Below are 25,431 nucleotides of genomic sequence, written 5' to 3'. Positions count from 1 at the left end.
CATGGGAGCGATCAGAGGCGGCTAGTGCGCCTCCCCAGCCTTCAATCCCGCCGGCAACGCCTTGGTCAGCAACACCGCCAACATGCTGATCCCCAGCGCAATCCCGACAAAGTGAAACGCATCGTTATAGGCCATGATCGACGCCTGCTGATGCACGATTTCACTCATCTTGCCCAGTGCCGCCGTGTCACTGCCAAACCGGTCCGCCATCGACGCCATCCGCTCGGCCACCTGAGGATTGCTCGGCACGATCGACTCGCGCAAATAATCAAAGTACGTCTTGGTCCGCGCATCCAGCAACGTGGCGAGCAGGGCGATGCCAATCGCGCCGCCGAGGTTGCGCAGGATGTTGAACAGGCTCGACGCCGACCCCGCGTCCTGGGGCAGGATGTACGCGGTGGCGATCAGCGAGATGGTCACCATGATCAACGGCTGGCCCAGCGCACGGATGATCTGGATCTGATTGAACTGCGGCCCGGCGAAGTCCGGATTCAACACCCCCGAGGAAAAACTCGCCAGGCCGAACAGCCCAAAGCCAATGGTGCACAGCCATTTTGGCGGGATGAATTTCATCAGCTTCGGCACCAGCGGAATCAGGAACAACTGCGGCACGCCCATCCACATGATCACTTCGCCGATCTGCAGCGCGTTGTAGTTCTGGATCTGCGCCAGGTACAGCGGCAGCAGATAGATCGAGCCATACAACCCGACCCCCATCCCCAGGCTGGAAATGCTCGACAGCCCGAAGTTGCGATTGCCAAGGATGCGCAGGTTGATCAGCGGATTGGGCTTGGAAAACTGCACGATCACAAAGGTGATCAGGCTGAACAGCGCAATGCTGCCCAGGCTCACGATCAGGCTCGATTCCAGCCAATCCTTGCGGTGGCCTTCTTCAAGAAACACCTGCAAGCAACCGAGGCCGACGCCGAGGGTGAGAATGCCCATGTAGTCAGTGCTTTTCAGCAGTTCCCAATGCGCTTCTTTCTTCTCCAGGCCATACATCAGGCCGGCGATCATGATCAGGCCGGGCGGGATGTTGATGTAGAAAATGTATTCCCAGCCCCAGTTTTCCGTGAGCCAGCCACCGATGGTCGGGCCGATGGAGGGCGCAAAGGTCGCGGTCATGGCGAACATGGCCATGCCTTTGGCGCGGTGGTGTTCCGGGAGTTTGATTAGCGTCAGTGTGAATGCGAGAGGGATCAGCGCGCCGCCGGTGAAACCCTGCAGGGCGCGAAAGACGATCATGCTTTCCAGGCTCCAGGCCATCGAGCACAACAGCGAGGCCGCGAGAAAACCGAGGGACACCCACACTGCCAGGCGCCGTGCCGAAAGCAACTGCACCAGCCACGCGGTGAGCGGGATCATGATGATTTCCGCCACCAGGTACGAGGTGGAAATCCACGAGCCTTCTTCCAGAGTCGCCGACAGCGCGCCCTGGATGTCCTTGAGCGAGGAGTTGGTTATCTGGATGTCGAGCACCGCCATAAAGGCGCCGAGCATCACGCTCATGACTGCAATCCAGTCCCGCCGGGTCGGTTCGCCGGCCGGGCGAAGCAGTTGATCACCGGCCATCGTCAGGGGCGTCTTTGATGTTCACTTTGACGGTGACCGACATCCCCGGGCGGATCTTGCCGTGCAGCGGATTGTCCGCGGCGAACGTCAGTTTTACCGGAATCCGTTGTACGACTTTGGTGAAATTGCCCGTGGCATTGTCCGGCGGCAACAGGCTGAACTGTGCGCCGGAGGCGGCGAACAGGCTGTTGACTCGGGCTTCAATCGGCGTGTCGCCGTAGGCGTCGAACGTCAGTTCGGCTTTCTGCCCGGGCTGCATGTGGCCGATCTGGGTTTCCTTGAAGTTGGCCTGAATCCAGATGTCCTGGTCCGGGACGATCGACAGCAGATAGGCGCCGGCCTGCACGTACTGGCCATTGCGCGCGGCGCGTTGGCCGATGAGGCCGCTGATCGGCGCATGGATTTCGCTGCGGGTCAGGTTCAGTTGTGCCTGGGCCAGGTCGGTCTTGGCGTTGGCGATCATCGCGTCGAGGCGCTTGATCTCGGCGCTCAGGGCGTTGACTTGCTGGCGCTGACTTTGCGCATCGGCCTGGGCCTTGGTCACTTGCGAGCGGGCGATGTGGTTGTCGGCGGAGAGGGTGGTCACCCGTTCTTCCGAGACGTAGCCAGGTTTGCGCAGGGCTTCGGCTCGGGACAGGTCGATTTGCGAGCGGCCGAGGCTGGCCTGGCTGGACACCACTTGCGCGTCGCTGGCGGCAATCAGGCTGGCCTGCTGGGTCAGTTTGCTCTGGGCTTGCAGGCGCTCGGCTTCGCGGGTGGCGAGGGCGGCGTTGGCGCGGTCGACGGCGAGGTGGAAGTCATCGCCTTCGAGCTTGATCAACAGTTGGCCTTTTTCGACGTGCTGATTGTCCTGCACCAGCACTTCATCGATGCGTGCGCCCAATTGGCTGGAGACGCGGGTGATCTCGCCCTGGACATAAGCGTTGTCAGTGCTTTCATAAAAACGCCCCTTGAAAAACCAATGGGCAAAGAAGCCCCCGGCGATCAATAGGACGATCAATAGGAAAATAAACAGGCGACGCTTGAGTTGGGCAGGCATGGGGCAGACTGTAGTCGAGAAATTGTAAGGAAAGTTATCAGCAGGCGAATCTGGCATACCGCCGATAAACGGTAAATGCCATCGGCTGATATTTGGCCATTCACCGCGGTCTGCGGGCGTTGTAGACGCAACCTTGGCTTAAATGCCCTGCTGACTGGAGCCGGGCGGGTATCGCCTGTTACCATTCGCCCCTTGCTTGATCTTCGCTTTCAATTCTTTGTTGAGACTTACCATGACCACCGTCCGCACGCGCATCGCGCCATCGCCTACCGGGGACCCCCACGTAGGTACCGCTTACATCGCATTGTTCAACTACTGCTTTGCCAAGCAGCACGGCGGTGAGTTCATCCTGCGGATCGAAGACACCGATCAATTGCGTTCGACCCGCGAGTCCGAACAGCAGATTTTCGACGCCCTGCGCTGGTTGGGCATCGACTGGAGCGAAGGCCCGGACGTCGGCGGCCCGCACGGTCCTTACCGGCAGAGCGAGCGCGGCGACATCTATCAGAAGTACTGCCAGCAACTGGTTGATATGGGCCACGCCTTCCCGTGCTTCTGCACCGCCGAAGAACTGGACCAAATGCGCGCCGAGCAAATGGCTCGCGGCGAAACCCCACGTTACGACGGCCGTGCGCTGCTGCTGTCCAAGGAAGAAGTCGCTCGTCGTCTGGCTGCTGGCGAGCCGCACGTGATCCGCATGAAAGTGCCGAGCGAAGGCGTTTGCGTGGTGCCGGACATGCTGCGGGGCGACGTCGAGATCCCGTGGGATCGCATGGACATGCAAGTGCTGATGAAGACCGACGGCTTGCCGACGTACTTCCTGGCCAACGTGGTCGATGACCACTTGATGGGCATCACCCACGTACTGCGCGGTGAAGAATGGCTGCCATCGGCGCCAAAACTGATTCTGCTGTACGAATACTTCGGCTGGGAACAACCGGAGCTGTGCTACATGCCGCTACTGCGTAACCCGGACAAGAGCAAGCTGTCCAAGCGCAAGAACCCGACCTCGGTGACGTTCTACGAGCGCATGGGCTTCATGCCGGAAGCGATGCTCAACTACCTGGGCCGCATGGGCTGGTCGATGCCGGACGAGCGCGAGAAGTTCTCGTTGCAGGAAATGGTCGACAACTTCGACCTGAGCCGTGTATCCCTCGGCGGGCCGATTTTCGACGTCGAGAAGCTGTCGTGGCTCAACGGCCAGTGGCTGCGTGACCTGCCGGTGGAAGAGTTTGCCAGCCGCTTGCAGACCTGGGCGCTGAACCCGGAATACATGATGAAAATCGCTCCGCACGTGCAGGGCCGGGTTGAGACTTTCAGCCAGGTCGCACCGCTGGCCGGGTTCTTTTTTGCCGGTGGCGTGAACCCGGACGCGAAGCTGTTCGAATCCAAGAAGCTCTCGGGTGATCAGGTTCGGCAGTTGATGCAGTTGATCCTCTGGAAGCTCGAAAGCCTGCGTCAGTGGGAGAAGGACAGCATCACCGCGACTATTCAGGCGGTGGTTGAATCCCTGGAGCTGAAGCTGCGTGACGCCATGCCGCTGATGTTCGCTGCGATTACTGGCCAGGCCAGTTCGGTGTCGGTGCTCGATGCGATGGAAATCCTTGGTCCGGATCTGACCCGTTTCCGCCTGCGCCAGGCCCTCGACTTGCTCGGTGGCGTGTCGAAGAAGGAAAACAAGGAGTGGGAAAAACTGTTGGGCAATATCGCCTGATACCCACTGTTCTCTGTAGCAGCTGCCGAAGGCTGCGTTGGGCTGCGAAGCGGCCCCTTATGGCAGCAACACAATCTGTCTGAAAGGGCAGGGTGGCCGAATCGCGAGTGCTACGCACTCGAACGCAGCCTGCGGCAGCTGCTACAAGAACGGATACACCCCCGGAATTACGGGGGAGGGCGGTAAGTGATTGTTATGTCGGCAAAAAACTTTGAAATATTTTAAAAATAAGTTTGACAGCCTTCCGATGCGCCATTAAGATTCGCCCCGTCCTCAGCGATGAGGGGCTATAGCTCAGCTGGGAGAGCGCTTGCATGGCATGCAAGAGGTCGACGGTTCGATCCCGTCTAGCTCCACCAATTTACACTTCAAGGTCTGGCCACACCGGCCTTGAAGCGATCAACACTCAGCGTTGATCAGTTGTATAGAAGGGTTTGCGTCCCCTTCGTCTAGTGGCCTAGGACACCGCCCTTTCACGGCGGTAACAGGGGTTCGAGTCCCCTAGGGGACGCCAGTTTTACAGAAGCAGTGTCGCAAGATGCTGCTCCGCCGCCAGGCGATAAATCGGGGCTATAGCTCAGCTGGGAGAGCGCTTGCATGGCATGCAAGAGGTCAACGGTTCGATCCCGTTTAGCTCCACCAATTTTACAGTTCAAGGTCTGGCCACACCGGCCTTGAATCGATCAGCTCTCAGCGCTGGTCAGTGTATAGAAGGGTTTGTGTCCCCTTCGTCTAGTGGCCTAGGACACCGCCCTTTCACGGCGGTAACAGGGGTTCGAGTCCCCTAGGGGACGCCACGATTACCCGCTCTGCGGGATTTATAAGGGTCATTCAATTATTGAATGGCCCTTTTGTTTGTCTGGCGTTTGGCCAAATCTCCTTTTCCTTCAAAACTGTTCTTCAGACCAGCGGTCACAGCCATGACTTGCGCAAATTTATTATGCGAATAATATTCTAGTCGTAATATTCGGAGGCAACGATGAACGATAAAAAAGCTCAAACCCGCGAACGCATCCTCAAGGCTGCCAGCGCAGCGCTGATTCAGCGCGGCCCGGCCGAGCCGAGCGTGGGCGAAGTGATGGGCGCGGCCGGTCTGACGGTCGGCGGCTTCTACGCACACTTCGAAAGCAAGGACGCGATGATGCTGGAAGCGTTCAAGCAGTTGCTCGGTCACCGCCGTGGCTTGATCGCCGACATGGACGCCGAGTTGACCGGCGAAGAGCGTCGTGCCTTGGTGGCTGCGTTTTATCTGTCTCGCAAACACCGTGATTCCTCTGATTCAGCGTGCCCGATTCCGGCTTCGGTTGGTGAACTGGGCCGTCTGCCGGACGAATTCCGTGTGGCGTTGAATGAGCATGTGGAAATGATGGTCGCGCAGTTGGCGGCCAGCCCGGAAGACACCGACAAAGCCTTGGCCGACATGGCCTTGATGGTCGGTGGTTTGGCCCTGGCGCGGGCGTTGGGGCCAGGCGAATTGTCCGATCGATTGCTGCGCGCCGCTAAATCCGCGGTGCTATGACCTGAAGGCAAAACGGCCTGAGGAGTGAAGCGATGAGCACGTTAAAGTGGGTTCGTAGCGTTAATGGCACCTTGGGTTGGGTCGCACCACACATGGTCGCGAGCAAAATGCGCCAGGCCTTCATGACACCGCGCACGTTCGCACCCGGTGACTGGGAATTGCCGCTGCTGGCGAAATCCGAGCGCATCACCTTGCGCTTCGGCCTCTCGGCGTTGCGCTGGGGGCAGGGCCCGACGGTCTTGCTGATGCACGGCTGGGAAGGCCGGCCGACCCAATTCGCCAGCCTGATCACCGCGCTGGTGGATGCCGGCTACACCGTAGTGGCGCTGGACGGCCCGGCCCACGGTCGTTCACCCGGGCGTGAGGCCAATGTGGTGCTGTTCGCTCGGGCCATGCTCGAAGCGGCCGCGGAGTTGCCGCCTCTGCAAGCGGTGATCGGCCACTCCATGGGCGGCGCCAGTGCGATGCTCGCCGTGCAGTTGGGGCTGCGCACCGAAACCCTGGTCACGATTGGCGCCCCGGCGCGGATTCTTGGCGTACTGCGCGGTTTTGCCCGTTATGTACGACTGCCACCGAAAGCCCGCTCGGCGTTCATCCGTCAGGTCGAGAAAGACGTCGGCATGCGCGCTGCCACCCTGGATGTCGCGCACTATCAACTCGATATGCCGGGGCTGATCGTCCACGCTGAAGACGATCGCTATGTGCCCGCCAAAGAATCGCAACTGATCCACGAAGCCTGGTTCGACAGCCGCCTGCTGCGCCTGGAAGAGGGCGGTCATCACCGCGTGATGGCAGACCCTCGGGTGATTGATGGGGTGCTATCACTGCTGTCAGGGCGCAGCCTTCAAGCGCGGCAATCAGCCTGAGCATCCGTTACACTGCCCCGGTCGAATTTATCTGACCGGGAGTGGGGCATGGGCTGGGATCGGGCAACGCCATTTATCATTGATCTGGAAGTCGGCGCCGAGGACATCGACGGGCTGGGCCACGCGAACAACGCGGTGTACGTGACCTGGCTCGAGCGCTGTGCCTGGCGCCACTCGCAACGGCTCGGCCTGGACCTGGTCGAGTACCGGCGGCTGGATCGGGCGATGGCCGTGGTGCGTCATGAGATCGATTACCTCGCTGCCGCCTATGAAGGCGATGAGTTGCAATTGGCGACCTGGATCGTCGATTGGGACCAGCGCCTGAAAATGACCCGACACTTCCAGCTCAAGCGCCCCAGCGACAACACCACGTTGCTGCGCGCGCAAACCACCTTCGTCTGCATCGAACTGTCCAGCGGCAAGCCCAAGCGCATGCCGGCGGAGTTCGTCGAGGGCTACGGCCCGGCGTTGCAAATCCCTGTTTAGGTGTCTGCCCGCGAAGGCGTCATCACAATCGCCACCGCCCCGTCTGACGAAATACCTTCTGCGCGCCGAAACCAGTAAACTGCCGCACGTTTTTCGTTGAGTGTGTTTTCCATGCAAATTGCTTTGGCGCCCATGGAGGGGTTGGTCGACAACATCCTGCGGGACGTGCTGACCCGCGTCGGCGGTATCGATTGGTGCGTAACCGAATTCATTCGGATCAACGATCAACTGCTCACGCCTGCCTATTACCACAAGTTCGGCCCTGAGCTGCTGACCGGCGCCCGTACTGCGTCCGGCGTGCCGCTGCGTGTGCAGTTGCTCGGTTCCGATCCGGTGTGCCTGGCGGAAAACGCTGCGCTGGCCTGCGAGTTGGGTTCTGAAGTCATCGACCTGAACTTCGGCTGCCCGGCCAAGACCGTCAACAAGTCCCGTGGCGGCGCGGTGTTGCTCAAAGAACCTGAACTGCTTAACCAAATAGTCGAAACCGTGCGCCGCGCGGTGCCTGCGCATATACCGGTGACCGCCAAGATGCGCCTGGGCTTCGACAGCCCGGACGGCGCGCTGGTCTGCGCCACGGCCCTGGCCGAAGGCGGTGCGGCGCACATCGTGGTGCACGCGCGGACCAAGACCGACGGCTACAAACCGCCAGCCCACTGGGAGTGGATTCCGCGGGTGCAGGACGTGGTCAAGGTCCCGGTGTTCGCCAACGGCGATATCTGGAGCGTCGAAGACTGGCGCCGCTGCCGCGAAATCAGCGGTGTCGAAGACATCATGCTCGGTCGCGGCCTGGTGTCGCGCCCGGACCTGGCCCGGCAAATCGCCGCCGCGCGCGCCGGTGAAGAGGTGGTCGAGATGACCTGGGCTGAGCTGCTGCCGTTGATCCAGGATTTCTGGCTGCAAGCCAAGGCGCAGATGACGCCGCGCCAATCGCCGGGACGCTTGAAGCAATGGCTGGCGATGCTGACCCGCAATTATCCCGAAGCGGTGGAGCTGTTTACCGTGCTGCGGCGTGAAACCGAGCTGGATCAGGTCTCGCGTTTATTGGGTCTGCGGGTCGCCGAAGCCGCCTGAAAAAAATCTGCAAAAAGTCTCTTGAAATGCAATCAGCGGTCCCTATCTAAGGGTTACGCGATGCCGAATTCGGGTCGCGGAGACAAAAAAACTTGCTGATATGTTTTCAGGAGATTTGAATCATGACGACTGCATTTTCCATGGCACCCCTGTTCCGTTCCTCGGTAGGTTTCGACCGTTTCAATGATCTGTTCGAAACCGCCTTGCGCAACGAGCCAGGCAGCACCTACCCACCTTACAACGTGGAAAAACACGGCGATGACCAATATCGCATTGTTGTAGCGGCCGCCGGCTTCCAGGAAGAAGACCTGGAGCTGCAAGTGGAAAAAGGTGTGCTGACCATCAGTGGCGGCAAGCGTGACGCGACCGAAGACGTCACCTACTTGTATCAAGGCATCGCACAGCGTGCCTTCAAACTGTCCTTCCGTCTGGCAGACCATATCGAAATCAAGGCCGCCGGCCTGAGCAACGGTTTGTTGAGCATCGACCTGTTGCGGGTCATTCCGGAAGAGGCGAAAGCCAAACGCATCCCGATCAACGGGACGCAAAAGCCAGCGTTGCAGCACTGAGTCATTCGAAGACACACATTCGTCTGAACAGGCTATAACCCGCTGAATGAAGGCCCCGACTTGTCGGGGCCTTTTTGTGTCCGGTCAAAAAAACGCCCGGCAGGCTTTGCCGCCTGGCGACGGTTTCTCTACAATCCGCGGCAGTTTTGCCGACTCCCATTCTGCCTGGTCGGCCCGGAGCTTTTTTTCATGGAAGAGATACAAAAGCGTTGGCTGTGCGGTCTTTCTGCGCCAATGGTGGCCCTCAACCCTCGTGCCGAATACGACGAGCCCGCTTTCTATTCCGATCCGGAATTTATCGACTTGCAATGCAGCTGGGGCATCAATGACCGGTCGCAGTTATTGAGCATGCTCGAAAGAATGACCGATGCCGGTCACGCCACCCACCTCAAAGAGGCGTATCGCTCATGGCAACGCTGTTTGCCCGGGGAGTGGCAGGCGTTGCTCGAGACCCTGGAACCCCGTGAGCGCATCTTGCATGAGTTTGCCAGCCGTACCTTCGAGGGCTGCGGCTCGGGGGGTATCCAGGCGTGGGATTTGGGGCGCATGGGCTTTCTGTTGCGGTGTGGCGTGCGCAACGAGTGGATCAATCTCTCCGAGAGCCTCTGGCTGCACTGGCGCCTGGCCGTCAGGGCGCAATATCACTACGACGACTGGTATTCCTATCTCAACGGATTTCTGACCGGTCGCGCATTCTGGGGCTGCCTGAGCAGCAGCGACGATACGCTGGCTTACGAACTGGACCGACAAGGGGCGTTTTCGAGCAGTCTGCGCATCGCTCGCGGCCTGGGTCGTAACATGCCGGCTTTTCTGGCCGACTTGCCTTGGCACCTGGAGCTTGATCCGCCGCAACGCCCGGCATCCTTAGGGGAGTTCGACTGGTCATGAGTTGCTGGATACGTCTGGGCATCGAGCCCACCAAAGACCAGGCACTGATTCGGGATGCCTACCGCGCGCGTCTACCGCAGCATCATCCGGAAAGTGATCCCGAAGGCTTCCAGGCACTGCGTGAAGCCTATGAAAGCGCCAACCGTTTCGCCCGGCAGGAAGAGGAGGACGTCGAAGAAGAGGATGCTGGCGTCCCTGAGATGCCGCAGACCATCGTGGATTTTTACGCGCTGCTCGAAGACCCGACGCGGCGTTTCAATCCGCAGGCCTGGCAAGTCTTTGTCAAAGCACTGGATCAATTGCCGCTGGACGCCCTCGATGACCTCAGTTGGGGGCTGTTCCACCCATTGGCCAACGCCCGTCCGTTGTCGTACCGCTGCGCGAATCTGTTGGCGCAACGGCTGGCCTGGGAGCAGCAGTTGCTGGACCTGGAGTTCGACCAGGCGAAAGAAGTCGAAGCATTCCTGCAACGGATCAAGGGTCCCGACCCGTTCGACACGACGCTGATGGGCGATTGGCCCGAGCCTGCGCAGCTGGAAACCCTCTGGTATGCCCGCAGCCTCGACTACATCTTCCAGCATCGTCCTCTGCATGAGTTCGCAGACTTCGCCAGCCACCACACCTGTTTGCCGCTGCCGGCAGATGACGCATTTATCCAGCGCTTGCTGGTGCAGTTCACTCAAGCGGGCATCGGCGGTCCCGGTCTGCGGCAAGTGTGCGTCGAACAACAGGCGCAAGCCCCCGACGATGTCGACTGGCTGTATTTGCTGGCGTGCCAAAACAGCTTGCTGGGCCTGGAGGATCAGGCGCTGCCTTGCTGGATCCGGCTGTGGCAGGAGCATCGTCATCCGAAGGCCGAAAGCCGCTTGCTGGAACTGTGCGCCAGGCGTCAGCCGGACTTTTTGGCGCTGCTGATCCAGGCATTTGATCGCCTGGAGAATTTCCGCGATTGGTCCACCGACCTCGCCGATGTCAGCCAAACTTATGGCAGCCCTTCACAACGTCCCGAGACGCTGGCGCGCTGGCTTGGGGTCGGGCAACTCGAGCTGCAAGGCTTGGCGGCCGCTTTTGTCGACTGGCGGATGACCGGGGATGAGCTGCCACTGCTGGCCTTGCTGATAGGGCAGCCTGTGGATGCCCGTTTGCAGCAGCTGTACCGGCATGCCTGGGCCTTGCACCGTGGCGATGTCGGATTGCTGCAACACATACTCGACGAACCGCAGCCGGTCGATGCCCTCGAAGGCCTGGTGCTGAGCGGGTTCAAGTATCAGGCTGCGCAGCAACTCTGCTGGCTGAATCAGGCATCGATCCCTTTGGCGCTGAAGGCGTTCCTCGGCAGTCGTTCCGCTGAGCCGCAACTGGCCGAGGAACTGGCAAAGGACGAACCCCACACCATTTGTCGCCTCTGGTTGCGCAGGCTGCGGCCTTACGATCAGTCCGCGCTGGCGCGGATCGACCGGGCATTTGATCTGCAAGACGCGCAAGCGGACGTGGACTTGCGCGGTGTGAGCCTGCTGGTCCAATTGGAACAGCGCGGCGTGGTTTTGCCGGCCATGGCCCAAGGTGAGGCGGCGTGGCAATGGCACGCGCAAACCCTGTTTCTGCTGGCGTTGCTCGACCAGCCGGAACGTTGGCTGTCGTTGATCGATTCGTCCTGCCTGGAACGGCTGGAGGTCGACCCGACTCATCCTCTGAGTCGGCTCCAGCCGCTGCTGCGGCGTTTGCAACGCGAGCAAGGGAGTTGCGCCGGTTTGCTGGGGTGGTTGCAAGCCAGCGATCCGGTGCATGGCTTGCTCGTGCAAAAGCTGTTCAACGTGCAACAGGCTCTCGACAGCGCGGCGTTGCCGGGTAACGCGCAACTCTATACCTGCATTGAAAGCGATCCTGACGCCTGCGGCGAAGATGTGTTGGGGCTGATGCTGCTCTGGGGCGTGCTGTATCACGATCCGACGCTGAATGCCGAACAGCACCGCGCGTTGTTGCAGTCCATCGCCGCCATCAGTTGCGAAGATGAATGGTTCGAAGGGTTCCGCAATGGCTTGATCAAAGGCGAACCGGTGTGGCCGCCAGAAAAGGTGTTGGCGGATTTCGGTGTCGAGAAACTGGTGGTCTATTCACTCCTCGATACCCTGAAAAGCCTGGTCCGTCATGGCGCGGCCGGGGTGCCGCGGAACAAGGTGCTAACCATCTTGCAGTACGGCAAGGACAACACCGAGAACAGCGTGGGCCTGCGTCTGGCGCTGACGGCCCTGTTGTCGTGGAACGAACGCCTGCTGCTGGCCAGCAGCGACAAACGTCCCGTGCCGGCCATGGCGTTCTGGCGCCTGGGTTCCCGACTCGGGCGCAAGGCGTTTATCGGGCAAGTGCTGGGGTGTGTGCTGTTCACCCCGTACCTGGCGTTGATGAGCGGCACTGCGCTCTCGGGCATTGGCGTGCTGTTGCTGGGCGCCTTGTTGTTGCTCGGCGCGATCCTGCGTCGCCTGCATGACATGGGCCGCGGGATTCCCACCCTGCTGATTTTTGGCTGCCTGTCGCCAGTGCTGCCGTTCATGCCTTTGCTGCTGTTCGGCTTTCCCGGCGACAAATTGCCCAACCGTTACGGTGCGCCGCCGGACAGCGGCGGTGAAGACACCTTGTCCGGCGGTTTGCAGGCGGCCCTGCGGCGGCTTAACGGCTAAAGGCGCAGTTCATCCAGGGCTTTATTGAGCTGTGAACGATGGCTGGCGATCTCCACCGATTGCTGGCCACCGAGCACGGCGGTAAAGGTATCCAGCCAATCGGCAATCTGCTCGCGTTCGTCACCCAGGCTTTGCGCCCAGGCCCGCTCCAGGCGCGCGAGTAAGGTGCGGTTGGGCAGGGTGTCGCGGGGGTGGATTTTCAGGGCGCTGAGTCGATCATGGCTGTTTTGCCGCGATTGCGGGTCGAGCCCTGTGGGGCTGCGGTCGATGCTGTGGCTGTGGCGTTCGCCGCTGGCCAGCAGGGTGACGTCGACTTCGAGCAAACCGTTGATGTCGTAGCTGAAGCGCACATCCAGCGCCTCGGTTTGTTCGCTGGGTGTCAGCGCGACGTCGAAGGCATCGATGAAAATATTGTCCCGCACCCACGGCCGCTCGCCCTGATAGACCTCAATGCGGATCAACGTTTGCTGGGGGTGACTCGTGAAAAAGCGCTTCACCCTGGACGTCGGGATCACCGTATTGCGCTCGATGATCGGCGAGAAAGCACCGCTGATGCCTTCACCGCGATTGGTCGAGATGCCCAGGGTGTAGGGGCAGACGTCGGTCAGGATCAGTTCTTCGATGGCGCTGTCCCGGGCCTTGCAGGCCGCTTGGGTGGCGGCGCCCAGCGCGACGATCGTGTCCGGGTCGAGGTGGCGATAGGGCAGGCGCCCGAACAGCGTCGCAACCATTTGCTGTACGGCCGGCATCCGCGTGGCGCCGCCGACCATCACCAGACTGTCGAGGTCCCGAGGCTTGAGCCGCGCATCACGCAGGGCTTGCTCGATGGGCGCGCGTAACCGGGCGAGCAGCGGCTCCCAGATTTTCAACGCCCCGGCTTCATCCAGCGACCATTCGCGCAATGCGCCGGCACCGTTCCAGCTCAGGTGCTGGGTGCCTTCACTGAGTTTGCATTTGAGTTGTTCCAGGGCATCGCCGAGGCTGGCCAAGCCCTGGCCATCGATCATTTGCGGGGTGAGTTGCCAGTCTTTCAGGCAGGCCTGCAGCAGCGCGGCGGTGAAGTCTTCGCCACCGAGGAAGTTGTCGCCAGTGGAAGCATGCACCTCGATCAGCGGCAGGGCGTATTCCAGCACCGTGACATCGAAGGTGCCGCCGCCCAAATCGAAAATCAGCGTGCGCTCGAACTTCTGCTCATGCAACCCGTACGCCATGGCGGCAGCGGTCGGTTCGTTGATCAGCCGCGATACCGTCAGGCCAGCCAGTTCGGCAGCAAACAGCGTGCGCTTGCGTTGCTCGTCACTGAAATACGCCGGCACCGAAATCACCGCCTCGTGCACCGGGTGGCCGAGCCAGGCTTCGGCGTCCTGCTTGAGCGAACCGATCACCAGCGCAGAAAGTTCTTCCGGGCTGAACTGGCGTCCGCCCAGTTCGAACGGCTTGTCGCTGCCCATGAAACGCTTGAACGCCGCCACCGAGCGTTCCGGGTGGGTGGTCAGGCGCGCGCGGGCGGCCTTGCCCACTAGAATGCTGTCGTCTTCATCGAGGCTGACCACGGACGGGGTGAGGACATCGCCGAGGGCGTTGGGAATCAACTGTGCCCGACCGTCCTGCCAGACGGCGATCAGGCTATTGGTGGTCCCAAGGTCGATACCCAGCAAGGCCGGGCGGGGGAGGGTTGCATCCTGCATGGTTGATCTCTTTGAGGCGGCGCAAAAAACGCGACCCTACAGGCTGAGAGAAAAACTGGCAATTACCGCAAACCTGTAGCAGCTGCCGAGCCCCAGCGAGGCTGCGTTCGGCGGCGAAGCCGTCGTAAACCCAGCGCACGCGGTTTGCCTGATCCACCGCGTCGTCTGATTTCACGGCGACTTCGTCGCCGAACGCAGCCTCGCTGGGGCTCGACAGCTGCTACGGAGGGGGCGGTGATTTATTTGAGCAGGGTCTGAAACGCCTCCACCGGCAATGGCTGGCTGTGCAGGTAGCCTTGATACAAATGGCAACCCAATCCCTGCAGAAACTCCAGTTGCTCCGGCGTCTCTACCCCTTCGGCAATTACTTCCAGTGCCAGGCTGCGGGCCATGGCGACGATGGCGCGAATGATTTCTGCGTCGTTGGGGTCGGTGGTGGCATCGCGGATGAACGACTGGTCGATTTTCAACGTGTCCACCGGCAGGCGCTTGAGGTAGGTCAGCGAGGAATAACCGGTGCCGAAGTCGTCCATGGCAAAGCTCACGCCGAGTTTTTTCAGGCGACGCATTTTGTTGATGGTGTCTTCCAGGTTCTGGATGACGATGCCTTCGGTGATTTCCAGTTTCAGCAACGAATAGGGCAGGCCGTGGCTGCTGAGGCTGCGTTCGATGCGTTCGACGAAGTCGTTCTGGCGGAATTGCCGTGGGCTGATGTTCACGCACAGGCTGAAATTGAGCGGGTCGATCCGGCCTTTGGCGATCAAGTGTTTGAAGGCAGCGCAGGCTTCATCGAGGATCCAGGTGCCGACCTCCAGGATCAATCCGCTGTCTTCCAGCACCTTGATGAACTCGGTGGGCGATTGCGCGCCGAGTTCCGGGTGGTTCCAGCGCACCAGGGCTTCGGCGCCGATGATGCGGTTGTCCTGGGCGTCCACCTGAGGCTGGTAATGCACGCTGAATTCACCCCGGGAAAGGGCCAGGCGCAAATCGGTTTCCATGCGCAAGCGTTCGCTGGCGGCCTTCTGCATGGTGTTGTGGTACATCTGCGTGGTGTTGCGCCCCGAATCCTTGGCCCGGTACAGGGCGATGTCGGCGCGCTTGAGCAGGTCGGTCGGCGTGGAACCGTGATCGGGAATCAGCGCGATGCCGATACTCGGCGTGACTTGCAGGCGCTGGCCATCGAGGAACATCGGTTCCGAGAGCAACTCGCGCAAGGTGTCCGCCAGGTCCCGCACCTGTTCGCTGACTTCGCTGCGCGAACCTTCCAGGCCACTGAGCAGCACCACGAATTCATCACCGCCGAGCCGCGCCACCGTGTCTTCCATGCGCACACTGGCTTCGAGGCGTGCGGTGATGATCTTCAGCACCGTATCGCCCACCGGGTGACCGAGGGAATCGTTGATGTGCTTGAAGTGGTCGAGGTCGAGAAACATCAAGGCGCCACGCAGGTTGTGGCGTTTGAGCAGGGCGATCTGCTGGCTCAGGCGATCCATCAGCAGCGCGCGGTTGGGCAGGTTGGTCAGCGGGTCGTGGTAGGCAAGGTGACGGATCTGCGCTTCGGCGTTTTTCAGCAGACTGACATCGCGAGCGGTCAGCAACAGGCACGCAGTTTCGTTGAGGGTGATCGGTTCGACCGAGACTTCAACGGTCAGCAGATCGCCGCGTTTGTTGCGCCCGAGCATTTCCTGGTGGTGCACGCGGCCCTTGATTTGCAGCTCGGCCAACAGCGATGAACGCTGTTTCTCTTCGGCCCAGATGCCGACCTGATACACGGTTTTGCCCACCACTTCATCGGCGCGGTAGCCGGTCAGGCGGCAGAAACCGTCATTGACCTCCAGATAGCGCCCGGTGTCGCGTTCGGTAATGGTGATGGCGTCGGGGCTGGAGTGAAACGCCTTGGCGAATTTCTCTTCGCTGGCCTTGAGCGCCGCTTCCGAGCGCTGCTGCTGGGTAATGTCGCGCAGGGTGGTGACGATGCAGGGCTGGTCGCCGACGCTGATCTGCCGGCTGGAAATCACGCAGGTCAAGGCTTGCCCGTCCTTGTGCTGGACGAGGATCGCCACATTGCTCAGGCCTTGCTCGCGGATGACCTGTTCGATCCGTTGCAGGCTTTTTGCGGATGCGTCCCACAGGCCGATTTCATCGGCGCTGCGGCCAATCACGTCGGCGGCGGTCCAGCCGAAAATCTGCGTGAAACTGGAGTTGATCTCGATGAACTCGCCGCTTTCCTGGCGCGTGACGCAGATCGGGTCCGGGCTGACCTGGAACAACGTGGCGAATTTTTCCTCCGAAGCCACCAGCAACTGTTCCCGCTCGACCTGATCGGTGATGTCCAGCAGGGTGCCGGCCATGCGCAACGGCACGCCGTTTTCATCGCGATAGAGCCGGGCGCGGCTTTCCAGGAAGCGCGAACTGCCGTCGGGCAGTTGCACGCGGTAGGTCAACTGATAATTGCCGGCCGGGCCTTCGCGCAGGCTGCGATAGGCGTTGCGCATGCTGTCCCGTTCTTCGCCGGGCACGCCTTCGAAAAATTCGTCGAAGGCTTCGTGGAACGGTTTCGGTTCCATGCCGTGCAACTGCGCCGCCCGTGCCGAGCCGTAGAGCATGCCGCTGGGGATGTGCCAGTCCCAGGTGCCGAGTTGCGCGGAGTCCAGGGCCAGGTCGAGGCGTTCCTGGCTGTCCTTGAGCGCATGTTCGGCGGCTTTGCGTTCAGTGGTGTCGAGGAAGGTGCTCAGCAGATACGGCTGGCCTTCGAGTTCGACCTTTTGCGCGCTGAGGATGCCATCGTGGACCTGACCATTGCTGGCGCGAAACTGCACTTCCATGCTGACCAGTTCACCCTTGGCCTTGGTCGCCTTGACCAGCACCGCCCGTTGCTCGGGATGCACCCACAGGCCCAGTTCCAGCGTGGTACGGCCAATCACACTTTGCACCGGCCAGCCGAACAGGCTTTCGAAATACTGGTTGGCCTCGCTGATCAAACCGTCTTCCTGGCGGGTCAGCAGCACCATGTTCGGGCACAGGTGGAACAGTGTGGCGAAGCGCTTTTCCGAGCTGCTCAGGGCCTGCTCGCGTTGACGCTGATGGGTGATTTCCCGGATGACCCCGATCATCCGCGGCCGGCCGTGCTTGTCCGGCAGCAGACTGCCGTTGATCTCCAGCCAATGCAGGCTGCCGTCGGGCCAGCGGATGCGGTGATGCATCGCCTGTTCCAGCGGCGCACCGGCAATGACCTGATGGAACGCGCGAATGGTTTTCGCCCGGTCCTCCGGTGGCAGCAGGTCGAGGTATTCCAGGTCTTTGGGCAGCGGTTGCCGCGGATCGAAGCCGAACAGCGCCTGGGTGCCCCGGGACCAACTGATCTGCCCGCGTTCGATGTCCCAATACCACGCTCCCAAGTGCGCGCCGTTGAGCGCGGCCAACAACTGCGGCGCACTTTCCCAGCTCTGCTCGGACCGCTGCGGGTCAATGGCCTGAATACGCGGCATCGGCGGAATACGGTCAACAGATTTGGGCATTGGCAGCAGGCCTTGGGCTGAATGGGGCGTTAGGCACGGGGTTTTGCAGCTCTATAGGAGTAGCACAAGTTAGCCGTGGGTCCCTGGCAGATCAATTTGTGCATCCAGCAGGGCCATAAAGGCGCGTGCCGCATTCGAAAGCGTCCTTTCCGTGTGCAGGATATAGCCTAGCTGGCGAGTGAGCTGTATGCCCGGCAAAGGTATGCGCGCCACTTGTTCATCGAGCATGGTGCGCGGCAAAACGCTCCAGGCCAGGCCGATCGAGACCATCATCTTGATCGTTTCCAGATAATTCGTGCTCATGGCGATGTTTGGCGTCAGGCCCTGGGCTTCGAACAGGCGTTGCACGATGTGATGGGTAAAGGTGTTGCCGCCGGGGAAGACCGCCGGGTGCAGGGCGATATCCGCCAGGTTGACCGCGCCGTTGCTGATCAACGAATGCTCCGGGGCCACCACGAAATCCAGCGGGTCGTCCCACACCGGCGTGGCCTTGACCAGTGCGTGCGGCTCCGGGGCCAGGGTGATGACTGCCAGTTCGGCGCGGCCATGGAGGATTTCTTCGTAGGCCACTTCCGAATCGAGGAACTGAATATCCAGCGCCACTTGTGGGTAACGGCGGGTGAATTCCCTTAATAAGGGCGGCAAGCGGTGTAAACCGATGTGGTGACTGGTGGCCAGGGTCAGGCGGCCGCTGACTTCGCCGGTCAGGTTGGTCAGGGCGCGGCGGGTGTCGTCCAGCACGTTGAGAATCTGATAAGCCCGTGGCAGCAGGGCGCGGCCGGCCTCGGTCAGGCCGACTTCACGGCCCAGGCGATCAAACAAGCGCACCTTTAATTGCTGCTCCAGCCCGGCAATGCGCTTGCTGATCGCCGGTTGGGTCAAGTGCAGCCGTTCGCCCGCGCCGGAGAAGCTGCCGGTCTCGGCAATCGCGATAAAAGCGTTGAGGTTGGCCAGGTCCATTGTGGTATTCCAGTTGGTTATCCAAAGCATGAAAAATATGAATTTGAGTTATTTAATGTAACCCCCTAGGATCGGCCTCACAAGCCAAGGGGTTATTGAACCGCTGCACGACCCAAGGCATAGAAAATAGAAACAAGCTGATGAGGACCGTCTGATGGCCGGCAAAACGCTTTACGACAAGCTCTGGGATTCCCATGAAGTGAAACGGCGCGACGATGGGTCGTCGCTGATCTATATCGACCGCCACATCATCCATGAAGTGACTTCGCCCCAAGCTTTCGAAGGCCTGCGCCTGGCCGGGCGCAAGCCTTGGCGTGTCGACTCGATCATCGCCACCCCGGACCACAACGTACCGACCACCCCGGATCGCAAGGGCGGCATCGAGGCGATCACCGACCAGGTCTCGCGTTTGCAGGTTCAGACCCTCGATGACTATTGCGACGAATACGGCATCACCGAGTTCAAAATGAACGACGTGCGCCAGGGCATCGTTCACGTGATCGGCCCGGAGCAAGGCGCAACATTGCCGGGCATGACCGTGGTCTGCGGCGACTCGCACACCTCGACCCACGGCGCGTTCGGCGCCTTGGCTCACGGCATCGGCACTTCCGAGGTGGAGCACGTGTTCGCCACCCAGTGCCTGGTCGCCAAGAAAATGAAAAACATGCTGGTCTCGGTCGAGGGCAAATTGCCGTTCGGCGTGACTGCCAAGGACATCGTGCTGGCAGTGATTGGCAAGATCGGCACTGCCGGCGGTAACGGCCACGCCATCGAGTTCGCCGGCAGTGCGATTCGCGACTTGTCCATCGAAGGCCGCATGACCATCTGCAACATGTCCATCGAGGCCGGCGCTCGCGTAGGTCTGGTGGCCGCAGACGAAAAAACCGTGGAGTACGTCAAGGGCCGCCCATTCGCCCCGAAAGGTGCGGAGTGGGACATGGCGGTCGAAGCCTGGAAAGACCTGGTTTCCGACGCTGATGCGGTGTTCGACACCGTGGTTGAGCTCGACGCGACCCAGATCAAGCCGCAAGTCAGCTGGGGCACTTCGCCCGAAATGGTCTTGGCCGTTGATCAAAACGTGCCAGACCCGGCGAAGGAAATGGACCTGGTCAAACGCGGTTCCATCGAACGCGCCTTGAAGTACATGGGTTTGAGCGCCAATCAGGCGATCACCGATATTCAGCTGGACCGCGTATTCATTGGTTCCTGCACCAACTCGCGGATCGAAGACCTGCGTGCCGCGGCGGTGATCGCCAAGGGCCGCAAAGTCGCTTCGACCATCAAGCAGGCCATCGTGGTGCCGGGCTCGGGCCTGGTGAAGGCGCAAGCCGAGGCTGAAGGCCTGGACAAGATTTTCCTCGAAGCCGGTTTCGAGTGGCGTGAACCGGGTTGCTCGATGTGCCTGGCGATGAACCCGGACCGCCTGGAGTCGGGCGAGCATTGCGCTTCGACCTCCAACCGCAACTTCGAAGGGCGTCAGGGCGCCGGTGGCCGTACGCACCTGGTCAGCCCGGCCATGGCCGCTGCCGCTGCCGTCAACGGTCGTTTCATCGACGTTCGCGAACTGATCTGAGGAACCGCACATGAGAGCTTTTACCCAACACACCGGTTTGGTCGCGCCATTGGACCGGGCCAACGTCGACACCGACCAGATCATTCCAAAGCAGTTTCTGAAGTCGATCAAGCGCACCGGTTTTGGCCCGAACCTGTTTGACGAGTGGCGCTACCTGGACGTGGGCTATGCCTACCAGGACAACTCCAAGCGTCCGTTGAACAAGGATTTCGTGCTCAACGCCGAACGTTACCAGGGCGCCAGCGTGTTGCTGGCCCGAGAAAACTTCGGTTGCGGCTCCAGCCGTGAGCATGCGCCGTGGGCCTTGGAAGAGTACGGTTTCCGCAGCATCATCGCGCCGAGCTACGCCGACATTTTCTACAACAACAGCTTCAAGAACGGCTTGCTGCCGATCATCTTGAGCGACGCTGAGGTTGATGAACTTTTCCAGCAGGTCGAAGCCAATCCGGGTTACCAGTTGACGGTCGACCTGCAAGCCCAGACCGTGACCCGGCCGGATGGCAAGGTTTACCGCTTCGAATTGGATGAATTCCGCAAGCATTGCCTGGTGAATGGCCTCGATGACATTGGCCTGACCTTGATGGATCACGAGGCGATTGCGTCGTTTGAAAGCAAGCACCGGGCGAGTCAGCCTTGGTTGTTTCGCGACGTTTGATTTTGCGTAAGGCGGGATGACGCCTTCGCGGGCAAGCCCAGACACCACAAGACTTAACCCCAAAAAGGAAGTCCCCCATGACCCAGCACAGCCAAGTCGTACAAAAGCAGTTCGGTGAACAGGCTTCCGCCTATCTGAGCAGCGCCGTTCACGCTCAAGGCACCGAATTCGCACTGCTACAGGCTGAACTGGCCGGGCAGGGCGGCGCCCGCGTGCTGGACCTGGGTTGCGGCGCCGGTCATGTTGGTTTTCACGTGGCGTCGCTGGTGAAGGAAGTGGTGGCCTACGACCTGTCCCAGCAAATGCTCGACGTGGTCGCCGCAGCGGCGATTGATCGCGGTTTCAGTAATGTCACCACGGTCAACGGTGCCGCCGAGCGCCTGCCGTTCGCCGATGGCGAGTTCGACTTCGTGTTCAGCCGTTATTCGGCGCACCATTGGAGCGATCTCGGCCTGGCCCTGCGCGAAGTGCGTCGGGTGCTGAAGCCGGACGGGGTGGCGGCGTTTATCGATGTGTTGTCGCCGGGTAGTCCATTGTTCGACACCTACCTGCAAAGCGTCGAAGTGCTGCGTGACACCAGCCATGTGCGCGATTATTCCGCCGGCGAGTGGTTGCGCCAGGTCAGCGAAGCGGGGTTGCATACCCGCAGCACCACCCGCCAACGGCTGCGTTTGGAGTACACCTCCTGGGTCGAACGCATGCGCACGCCCGAAGTGATGCGCGCGGCGATCCGCGAGTTGCAGCAGTCGATGGGCAATGAAGTGCGTGAATATTTTGAGATTGAGGCCGATGGTTCGTTCAGTACCGATGTACTGGTGCTGATGGCAGAACGATAGAATTTTTCCGGGCGCGCCCAAGGCGCACCGACTGATGACATGAGGAAAGCATGAGCAAGCAGATTCTGATTCTCCCAGGTGACGGTATTGGCCCGGAAATCATGGCCGAAGCGGTCAAAGTGCTGGAACTGGCCAACACCAAGTACAGCCTGGACTTCGAGCTGAGCCACGACGTGATCGGCGGCGCCGCCATCGATAAGCACGGCGTGCCCTTGGCCGACGAAACCCTGGATCGCGCCCGCGCGGCCGACGCCGTACTGCTGGGCGCCGTGGGCGGCCCGAAATGGGACACCATCGAGCGCGACATCCGCCCTGAGCGCGGTCTGCTGAAGATCCGCGCGCAACTGGGTCTGTTCGGCAACCTGCGTCCGGCGATCCTGTACCCGCAACTGGCCGAGGCTTCCAGCCTGAAGCCGGAAATCGTTGCGGGCCTGGACATCCTGATCGTCCGTGAACTGACCGGCGGCATCTACTTCGGCGCCCCGCGCGGCACCCGTGTTCTGGAAAATGGTGAGCGCCAGGCCTACGACACCCTGCCATACAGCGAAAGCGAGATTCGCCGTATCGCCCGGGTCGGTTTCGACATGGCCATGGTCCGCGGCAAAAAGCTCTGCTCGGTGGACAAGGCCAACGTGCTGGCGTCCAGCCAACTGTGGCGTGAAATCGTCGAGCAAGTGGCCAAGGATTACCCTGAAGTCGAACTGAGCCACATGTACGTCGATAACGCCGCGATGCAACTGGTGCGTGCACCTAAGCAGTTCGACGTGATCGTTACCGACAACCTGTTCGGCGACATCCTCTCCGACCAGGCGTCGATGCTCACCGGTTCCATTGGCATGCTGCCGTCGGCGTCCCTGGACACCAACAACAAGGGCATGTACGAGCCGTGCCACGGTTCGGCGCCGGACATCGCCGGCAAAGGCATTGCCAACCCGTTGGCGACTATCCTGTCCGTGTCGATGATGCTGCGTTACAGCTTCAACCTGCAGGATGCGGCCGATGCCATCGAGAAGGCCGTCAGTCTGGTATTGGACCAGGGCCTGCGCACCGGCGACATCTGGTCGAACGGTTGCACTAAAGTCGGTACGCAGGAAATGGGCGACGCAGTAGTCGCCGCGCTGCGGAATCTGTAATCTCTCGGGCCCGCTGCCACTTTCACCCATGAAAGCAGCGGCCCACTTTTTCAAGAAGGTGTAGTTGCGATGAAACGTGTAGGTCTGATCGGTTGGCGCGGTATGGTCGGTTCCGTGCTCATGCAGCGGATGCTGGAAGAGCAGGATTTCGATCTTATCGAGCCGGTGTTTTTCACCACTTCCAATGTCGGTGGCCAAGGCCCGTCCGTGGGCAAGGACATTGCTCCGCTCAAGGACGCTTACAGCATTGAAGAGCTGAAAACCCTCGATGTGATTCTGACCTGCCAGGGTGGCGACTACACCAGTGAAGTGTTCCCGAAACTGCGCGAAGCCGGCTGGCAGGGTTACTGGATCGACGCCGCTTCCAGCCTGCGCATGCAGGACGACGCGGTGATCGTGCTGGACCCGGTGAACCGCAAGGTCATCGACCAGCAGCTCGACGCGGGCACCAAAAACTACATCGGCGGCAACTGCACCGTCAGCCTGATGCTGATGGGCCTGGGCGGCTTGTTCGAAGCCGGCCTGGTCGAGTGGATGAGCGCCATGACCTATCAGGCGGCCTCCGGTGCCGGCGCGCAGAACATGCGTGAACTGATCAAGCAAATGGGCGCGACCCACGCCGCTGTCGCTGATCAACTGGCCGACCCGGCCAGCGCGATCCTCGACATCGACCGCCGTGTGGCCGAAGCCATGCGCAGCGACGCGTACCCGACCGAAAACTTCGGTGTTCCGCTGGCCGGCAGCCTGATCCCGTGGATCGACAAGGAACTGCCGAATGGCCAGAGCCGCGAAGAGTGGAAGGCCCAGGCCGAGACCAACAAGATCCTCGGTCGCTTCAAGAGCCCGATCCCGGTCGACGGCATCTGCGTGCGCATCGGCGCCATGCGCTGCCACAGCCAGGCGCTGACCATCAAGCTGAACAAAGACGTGCCAATCGCCGACATCGAAGGGCTGATCAGCCAGCACAACCCTTGGGTCAAACTGGTGCCGAACAGCCGCGAAGCGAGCATTCAGGAACTGAGCCCGACGAAAGTCACCGGCACCCTGAACGTACCGGTGGGCCGTCTGCGCAAGCTGAACATGGGTACTCAGTACTTGGGCGCGTTCACCGTTGGCGACCAGTTGCTGTGGGGCGCGGCCGAACCGCTGCGTCGCATGCTGCGGATCCTGCTTGAGCGTTGATCGCTTGAAGTTGTGAAAGAACCCGCACCTTGAAAGAGGTGCGGGTTTTTTTATCCCCACCGATCGTTCCCACGCCCCGCGTCCGATCGTTCCCACGCTCTGCGTGGGAATGCCGCCATGGACGCTCTGCGTCCGCTGTCGAGGCTGTGACGCGGAGCGTCACGGGATGCATTCCCACGCAGAGCGTGGGAACGATCGCGGTGGGCAGAAATTGCCTGCACGCCACCCACCCGGTAAAGTGCCGCTCCCCCCGTTTCGCCAGAGGTAGAACCATGAGCCAGTCCTTCGATATTGCCGTGATCGGCGCCACCGGTACTGTCGGCGAAACGCTGGTGCAGATTCTCGAAGAGCGGGATTTCCCGGTCGGCAACCTGCACTTGCTGGCCAGCAGTGAATCCGCCGGGCATTCAGTGCCGTTTCGCGGCAAGAACGTGCGGGTGCGGGAAGTCGATGAGTTTGACTTCAGCAAGGTGCAACTGGTGTTTTTCGCCGCGGGACCGGCCGTGACCCTGAGTTTCGCCTCCCGCGCCCGCGCCGCCGGTTGCTCGCTGATTGACCTGTCCGGCGCTTTGCCAGCGGATGAAGCACCGCAAGTGGTGCCGGAAGCCAACGCCCAGGTGTTGGCCGGACTGAAAAAACCGTTCCAGGTCAGCAGCCCGAGCCCGTCGGCTACCACTTTGGCCGTGGTGCTCGCGCCGTTGCTTGCAGTGATCGACCTGCAACGCATCAACGTCACCGCCAGCCTGGCCGTTTCCGCCCAAGGCCGCGAAGCCGTCACCGAGCTGGCGCGGCAGACGGCCGAATTGCTCAACGTGCGTCCGCTGGAACCGACGTTCTTCGATCGGCAGATGGCGTTCAACCTGTTGGCTCAGGTCGGCAAACCCGATGAGCAAGGCCATACGCTGCTGGAAAAACGCCTGGTGCGTGAGCTGCGTCAGGTCATGGCGCTGCCTTTATTAAAGATTTCCGCTACTTGCATTCAAGCCCCGGTGTTTTTTGGCGATAGCTTTAGCGTGACCTTGCAGTCATCGAGTGCTGTCGACCTGGCCAAGGTGAACGCTGCCCTGGAAGACGCACCGGGCATCGAACTGGTGGAAGCCGGTGATTATCCGACCGCGGTAGGTGACGCGGTAGGGCAGGATGTGGTCTACGTTGGTCGGGTTCGCAGCGGTGTCGACGACCTGTCGGAACTTAATTTGTGGTTGACGTCAGATAACGTACGCAAAGGCGCCGCGCTCAATGCTGTGCAGGTGGCTGAATTGTTGATAAAAGACCTGCTGTAAAAGATACTTGGCAACAATTTGTCGAATGATTCTAGCCGAGCGCTATGCTTGGCCGGAGTGCTTGACGGCAAGTCACCCTGTGCGGCTTCCCGGGCAGCAAAGAAACGATCGCGCGCGACGACCCCTTCGCCGCCGCGCGCAATGCCTTACGGCAGCGACTTTCAACACCTTCTCGCTGGCCGAGGAATGTTCAAACAAAGG

The 25,431-nt window shown here is 60.8% G+C and carries 19 protein-coding genes and 4 tRNA genes; 18 read left to right on the top strand and 5 right to left on the bottom strand.

Annotated elements, in window-relative coordinates; translation table 11 throughout:
* Positions 1–21: 21 nt before the first annotated feature.
* Entirely contained in the window at positions 22–1,572 is a 1,551-nt protein-coding gene (locus HKK53_RS09965; RefSeq protein WP_169370681.1) for an MDR family MFS transporter, read from the bottom strand.
* A complete protein-coding gene (locus HKK53_RS09960; protein WP_169370680.1) occupies positions 1,562–2,611 on the bottom strand; it encodes an HlyD family secretion protein in 1,050 nt (349 codons plus the stop codon). Before HKK53_RS09960 ends, HKK53_RS09965 begins: the two co-directional genes overlap by 11 nt.
* 232 nt (positions 2,612–2,843) lie before the next feature.
* On the opposite strand from HKK53_RS09960, the gene gltX reads away from it, so the two are divergent.
* The 12 genes from gltX (at position 2,844) to HKK53_RS09900 (ending at position 12,402) form a co-directional block, all read left to right on the top strand.
* Entirely contained in the window at positions 2,844–4,325 is a 1,482-nt protein-coding gene (gene gltX, locus HKK53_RS09955; RefSeq protein ID WP_169370679.1) for a glutamate--tRNA ligase, read from the top strand.
* Positions 4,326–4,608: 283 nt separating this feature from the next.
* Positions 4,609–4,684 (top strand) — tRNA-Ala (locus HKK53_RS09950).
* Between the two features lie 79 nt (positions 4,685–4,763).
* A tRNA-Glu gene (locus HKK53_RS09945) sits at positions 4,764–4,839 on the top strand.
* 52 nt (positions 4,840–4,891) lie between these two features.
* Positions 4,892–4,967: transfer RNA gene (locus HKK53_RS09940), tRNA-Ala, on the top strand.
* A 79-nt stretch (positions 4,968–5,046) separates the two neighbouring features.
* A tRNA-Glu gene (locus HKK53_RS09935) sits at positions 5,047–5,122 on the top strand.
* A gap of 182 nt (positions 5,123–5,304) precedes the next feature.
* Positions 5,305–5,844: a TetR/AcrR family transcriptional regulator gene (locus tag HKK53_RS09930; protein ID WP_169370678.1), complete on the top strand. Its 540-nt coding sequence runs from the start codon at positions 5,305–5,307 to the stop codon at positions 5,842–5,844.
* A gap of 32 nt (positions 5,845–5,876) precedes the next feature.
* Positions 5,877–6,710, top strand: coding sequence for an alpha/beta fold hydrolase (locus HKK53_RS09925; RefSeq protein WP_169370677.1), 834 nt, complete (start codon positions 5,877–5,879; stop codon positions 6,708–6,710).
* 48 nt (positions 6,711–6,758) lie between these two features.
* Positions 6,759–7,196 carry an acyl-CoA thioesterase gene (locus HKK53_RS09920; protein ID WP_169370676.1) on the top strand — a complete coding sequence of 146 codons (438 nt, stop codon included), beginning with the start codon at positions 6,759–6,761 and terminating at the stop codon, positions 7,194–7,196.
* 111 nt (positions 7,197–7,307) lie between these two features.
* Entirely contained in the window at positions 7,308–8,267 is a 960-nt protein-coding gene (locus tag HKK53_RS09915) for a tRNA dihydrouridine synthase (RefSeq protein ID WP_169370675.1), read from the top strand.
* Between the two features lie 122 nt (positions 8,268–8,389).
* Positions 8,390–8,836: an Hsp20 family protein gene (locus tag HKK53_RS09910; protein WP_123403565.1), complete on the top strand. Its 447-nt coding sequence runs from the start codon at positions 8,390–8,392 to the stop codon at positions 8,834–8,836.
* Between the two features lie 189 nt (positions 8,837–9,025).
* Positions 9,026–9,724, top strand: a complete 699-nt coding sequence (locus HKK53_RS09905) for a DUF1266 domain-containing protein (protein ID WP_169370674.1) — start codon at positions 9,026–9,028, stop codon at positions 9,722–9,724.
* Complete coding sequence (locus HKK53_RS09900; RefSeq protein ID WP_169370673.1) at positions 9,721–12,402, top strand: DUF805 domain-containing protein; 2,682 nt, start codon at positions 9,721–9,723, stop codon at positions 12,400–12,402. Before HKK53_RS09905 ends, HKK53_RS09900 begins: the two co-directional genes overlap by 4 nt.
* On the opposite strand, the gene HKK53_RS09895 is transcribed toward HKK53_RS09900, so the two are convergent.
* The 3 genes from HKK53_RS09895 to HKK53_RS09885 form a co-directional block, all read right to left on the bottom strand.
* Positions 12,399–14,090 carry a molecular chaperone HscC gene (locus HKK53_RS09895; RefSeq protein ID WP_169370672.1) on the bottom strand — a complete coding sequence of 564 codons (1,692 nt, stop codon included), beginning with the start codon at positions 14,088–14,090 and terminating at the stop codon, positions 12,399–12,401. The two genes, HKK53_RS09900 and HKK53_RS09895, sit on opposite strands and share 4 nt — an antisense overlap.
* 239 nt (positions 14,091–14,329) lie before the next feature.
* Positions 14,330–17,608: a sensor domain-containing protein gene (locus HKK53_RS09890; protein WP_169370671.1), complete on the bottom strand. Its 3,279-nt coding sequence runs from the start codon at positions 17,606–17,608 to the stop codon at positions 14,330–14,332.
* A 69-nt stretch (positions 17,609–17,677) separates the two neighbouring features.
* Positions 17,678–18,568: a LysR family transcriptional regulator gene (locus HKK53_RS09885; protein ID WP_169370670.1), complete on the bottom strand. Its 891-nt coding sequence runs from the start codon at positions 18,566–18,568 to the stop codon at positions 17,678–17,680.
* Between the two features lie 154 nt (positions 18,569–18,722).
* Here HKK53_RS09885 and leuC point away from each other — a divergent pair, with 154 nt between their 5' ends.
* From leuC to HKK53_RS09855, 6 genes are all read left to right on the top strand, one after another.
* Entirely contained in the window at positions 18,723–20,141 is a 1,419-nt protein-coding gene (gene leuC / locus HKK53_RS09880; RefSeq protein WP_149658899.1) for a 3-isopropylmalate dehydratase large subunit, read from the top strand.
* Positions 20,142–20,151: 10 nt separating this feature from the next.
* On the top strand, positions 20,152–20,796 hold the full coding sequence (gene leuD, locus HKK53_RS09875) for a 3-isopropylmalate dehydratase small subunit (RefSeq protein ID WP_169370669.1): 645 nt from the start codon (positions 20,152–20,154) through the stop codon (positions 20,794–20,796).
* Between the two features lie 77 nt (positions 20,797–20,873).
* Positions 20,874–21,632 carry a class I SAM-dependent methyltransferase gene (locus HKK53_RS09870; RefSeq protein ID WP_169370668.1) on the top strand — a complete coding sequence of 253 codons (759 nt, stop codon included), beginning with the start codon at positions 20,874–20,876 and terminating at the stop codon, positions 21,630–21,632.
* A gap of 50 nt (positions 21,633–21,682) precedes the next feature.
* Positions 21,683–22,765: a 3-isopropylmalate dehydrogenase gene (gene leuB, locus HKK53_RS09865; RefSeq protein ID WP_169370667.1), complete on the top strand. Its 1,083-nt coding sequence runs from the start codon at positions 21,683–21,685 to the stop codon at positions 22,763–22,765.
* Positions 22,766–22,834: 69 nt separating this feature from the next.
* Positions 22,835–23,947, top strand: a complete 1,113-nt coding sequence (gene asd / locus HKK53_RS09860) for an aspartate-semialdehyde dehydrogenase (protein ID WP_149658895.1) — start codon at positions 22,835–22,837, stop codon at positions 23,945–23,947.
* Between the two features lie 272 nt (positions 23,948–24,219).
* Positions 24,220–25,230, top strand: a complete 1,011-nt coding sequence (locus tag HKK53_RS09855) for an aspartate-semialdehyde dehydrogenase (protein WP_169370666.1) — start codon at positions 24,220–24,222, stop codon at positions 25,228–25,230.
* The last annotated feature ends 201 nt before the right edge of the window (positions 25,231–25,431 follow it).

It is taken from the genome of Pseudomonas sp. ADAK7 (assembly GCF_012935675.1).
Lineage (GTDB): Bacteria > Pseudomonadota > Gammaproteobacteria > Pseudomonadales > Pseudomonadaceae > Aquipseudomonas.
The sequence above is the reverse complement of the archived record's forward strand: the minus strand, read 5'-3'. Positions and strand labels throughout refer to the sequence as shown.

Bases quoted from the DNA above. Each gene is read 5' to 3' on its own strand.
- HKK53_RS09900 (WP_169370673.1), top strand. From the start codon at position 9,721: ATGAGTTGCTGGATACGTCTGGGCATCGAGCCCACCAAAGACCAGGCA.
- HKK53_RS09855 (WP_169370666.1), top strand. From the start codon at position 24,220: ATGAGCCAGTCCTTCGATATTGCCGTGATCGGCGCCACCGGTACTGTC.
- HKK53_RS09890 (WP_169370671.1), bottom strand. From the start codon at position 17,608: ATGCCCAAATCTGTTGACCGTATTCCGCCGATGCCGCGTATTCAGGCC.
- gltX (WP_169370679.1), top strand. From the start codon at position 2,844: ATGACCACCGTCCGCACGCGCATCGCGCCATCGCCTACCGGGGACCCC.
- HKK53_RS09960 (WP_169370680.1), bottom strand. From the start codon at position 2,611: ATGCCTGCCCAACTCAAGCGTCGCCTGTTTATTTTCCTATTGATCGTC.
- HKK53_RS09895 (WP_169370672.1), bottom strand. From the start codon at position 14,090: ATGCAGGATGCAACCCTCCCCCGCCCGGCCTTGCTGGGTATCGACCTT.
- HKK53_RS09930 (WP_169370678.1), top strand. From the start codon at position 5,305: ATGAACGATAAAAAAGCTCAAACCCGCGAACGCATCCTCAAGGCTGCC.
- leuD (WP_169370669.1), top strand. From the start codon at position 20,152: ATGAGAGCTTTTACCCAACACACCGGTTTGGTCGCGCCATTGGACCGG.
- HKK53_RS09920 (WP_169370676.1), top strand. From the start codon at position 6,759: ATGGGCTGGGATCGGGCAACGCCATTTATCATTGATCTGGAAGTCGGC.
- HKK53_RS09915 (WP_169370675.1), top strand. From the start codon at position 7,308: ATGCAAATTGCTTTGGCGCCCATGGAGGGGTTGGTCGACAACATCCTG.
- HKK53_RS09910 (WP_123403565.1), top strand. From the start codon at position 8,390: ATGACGACTGCATTTTCCATGGCACCCCTGTTCCGTTCCTCGGTAGGT.
- HKK53_RS09905 (WP_169370674.1), top strand. From the start codon at position 9,026: ATGGAAGAGATACAAAAGCGTTGGCTGTGCGGTCTTTCTGCGCCAATG.
- asd (WP_149658895.1), top strand. From the start codon at position 22,835: ATGAAACGTGTAGGTCTGATCGGTTGGCGCGGTATGGTCGGTTCCGTG.
- leuB (WP_169370667.1), top strand. From the start codon at position 21,683: ATGAGCAAGCAGATTCTGATTCTCCCAGGTGACGGTATTGGCCCGGAA.
- HKK53_RS09925 (WP_169370677.1), top strand. From the start codon at position 5,877: ATGAGCACGTTAAAGTGGGTTCGTAGCGTTAATGGCACCTTGGGTTGG.
- leuC (WP_149658899.1), top strand. From the start codon at position 18,723: ATGGCCGGCAAAACGCTTTACGACAAGCTCTGGGATTCCCATGAAGTG.
- HKK53_RS09870 (WP_169370668.1), top strand. From the start codon at position 20,874: ATGACCCAGCACAGCCAAGTCGTACAAAAGCAGTTCGGTGAACAGGCT.
- HKK53_RS09885 (WP_169370670.1), bottom strand. From the start codon at position 18,568: ATGGACCTGGCCAACCTCAACGCTTTTATCGCGATTGCCGAGACCGGC.
- HKK53_RS09965 (WP_169370681.1), bottom strand. From the start codon at position 1,572: ATGGCCGGTGATCAACTGCTTCGCCCGGCCGGCGAACCGACCCGGCGG.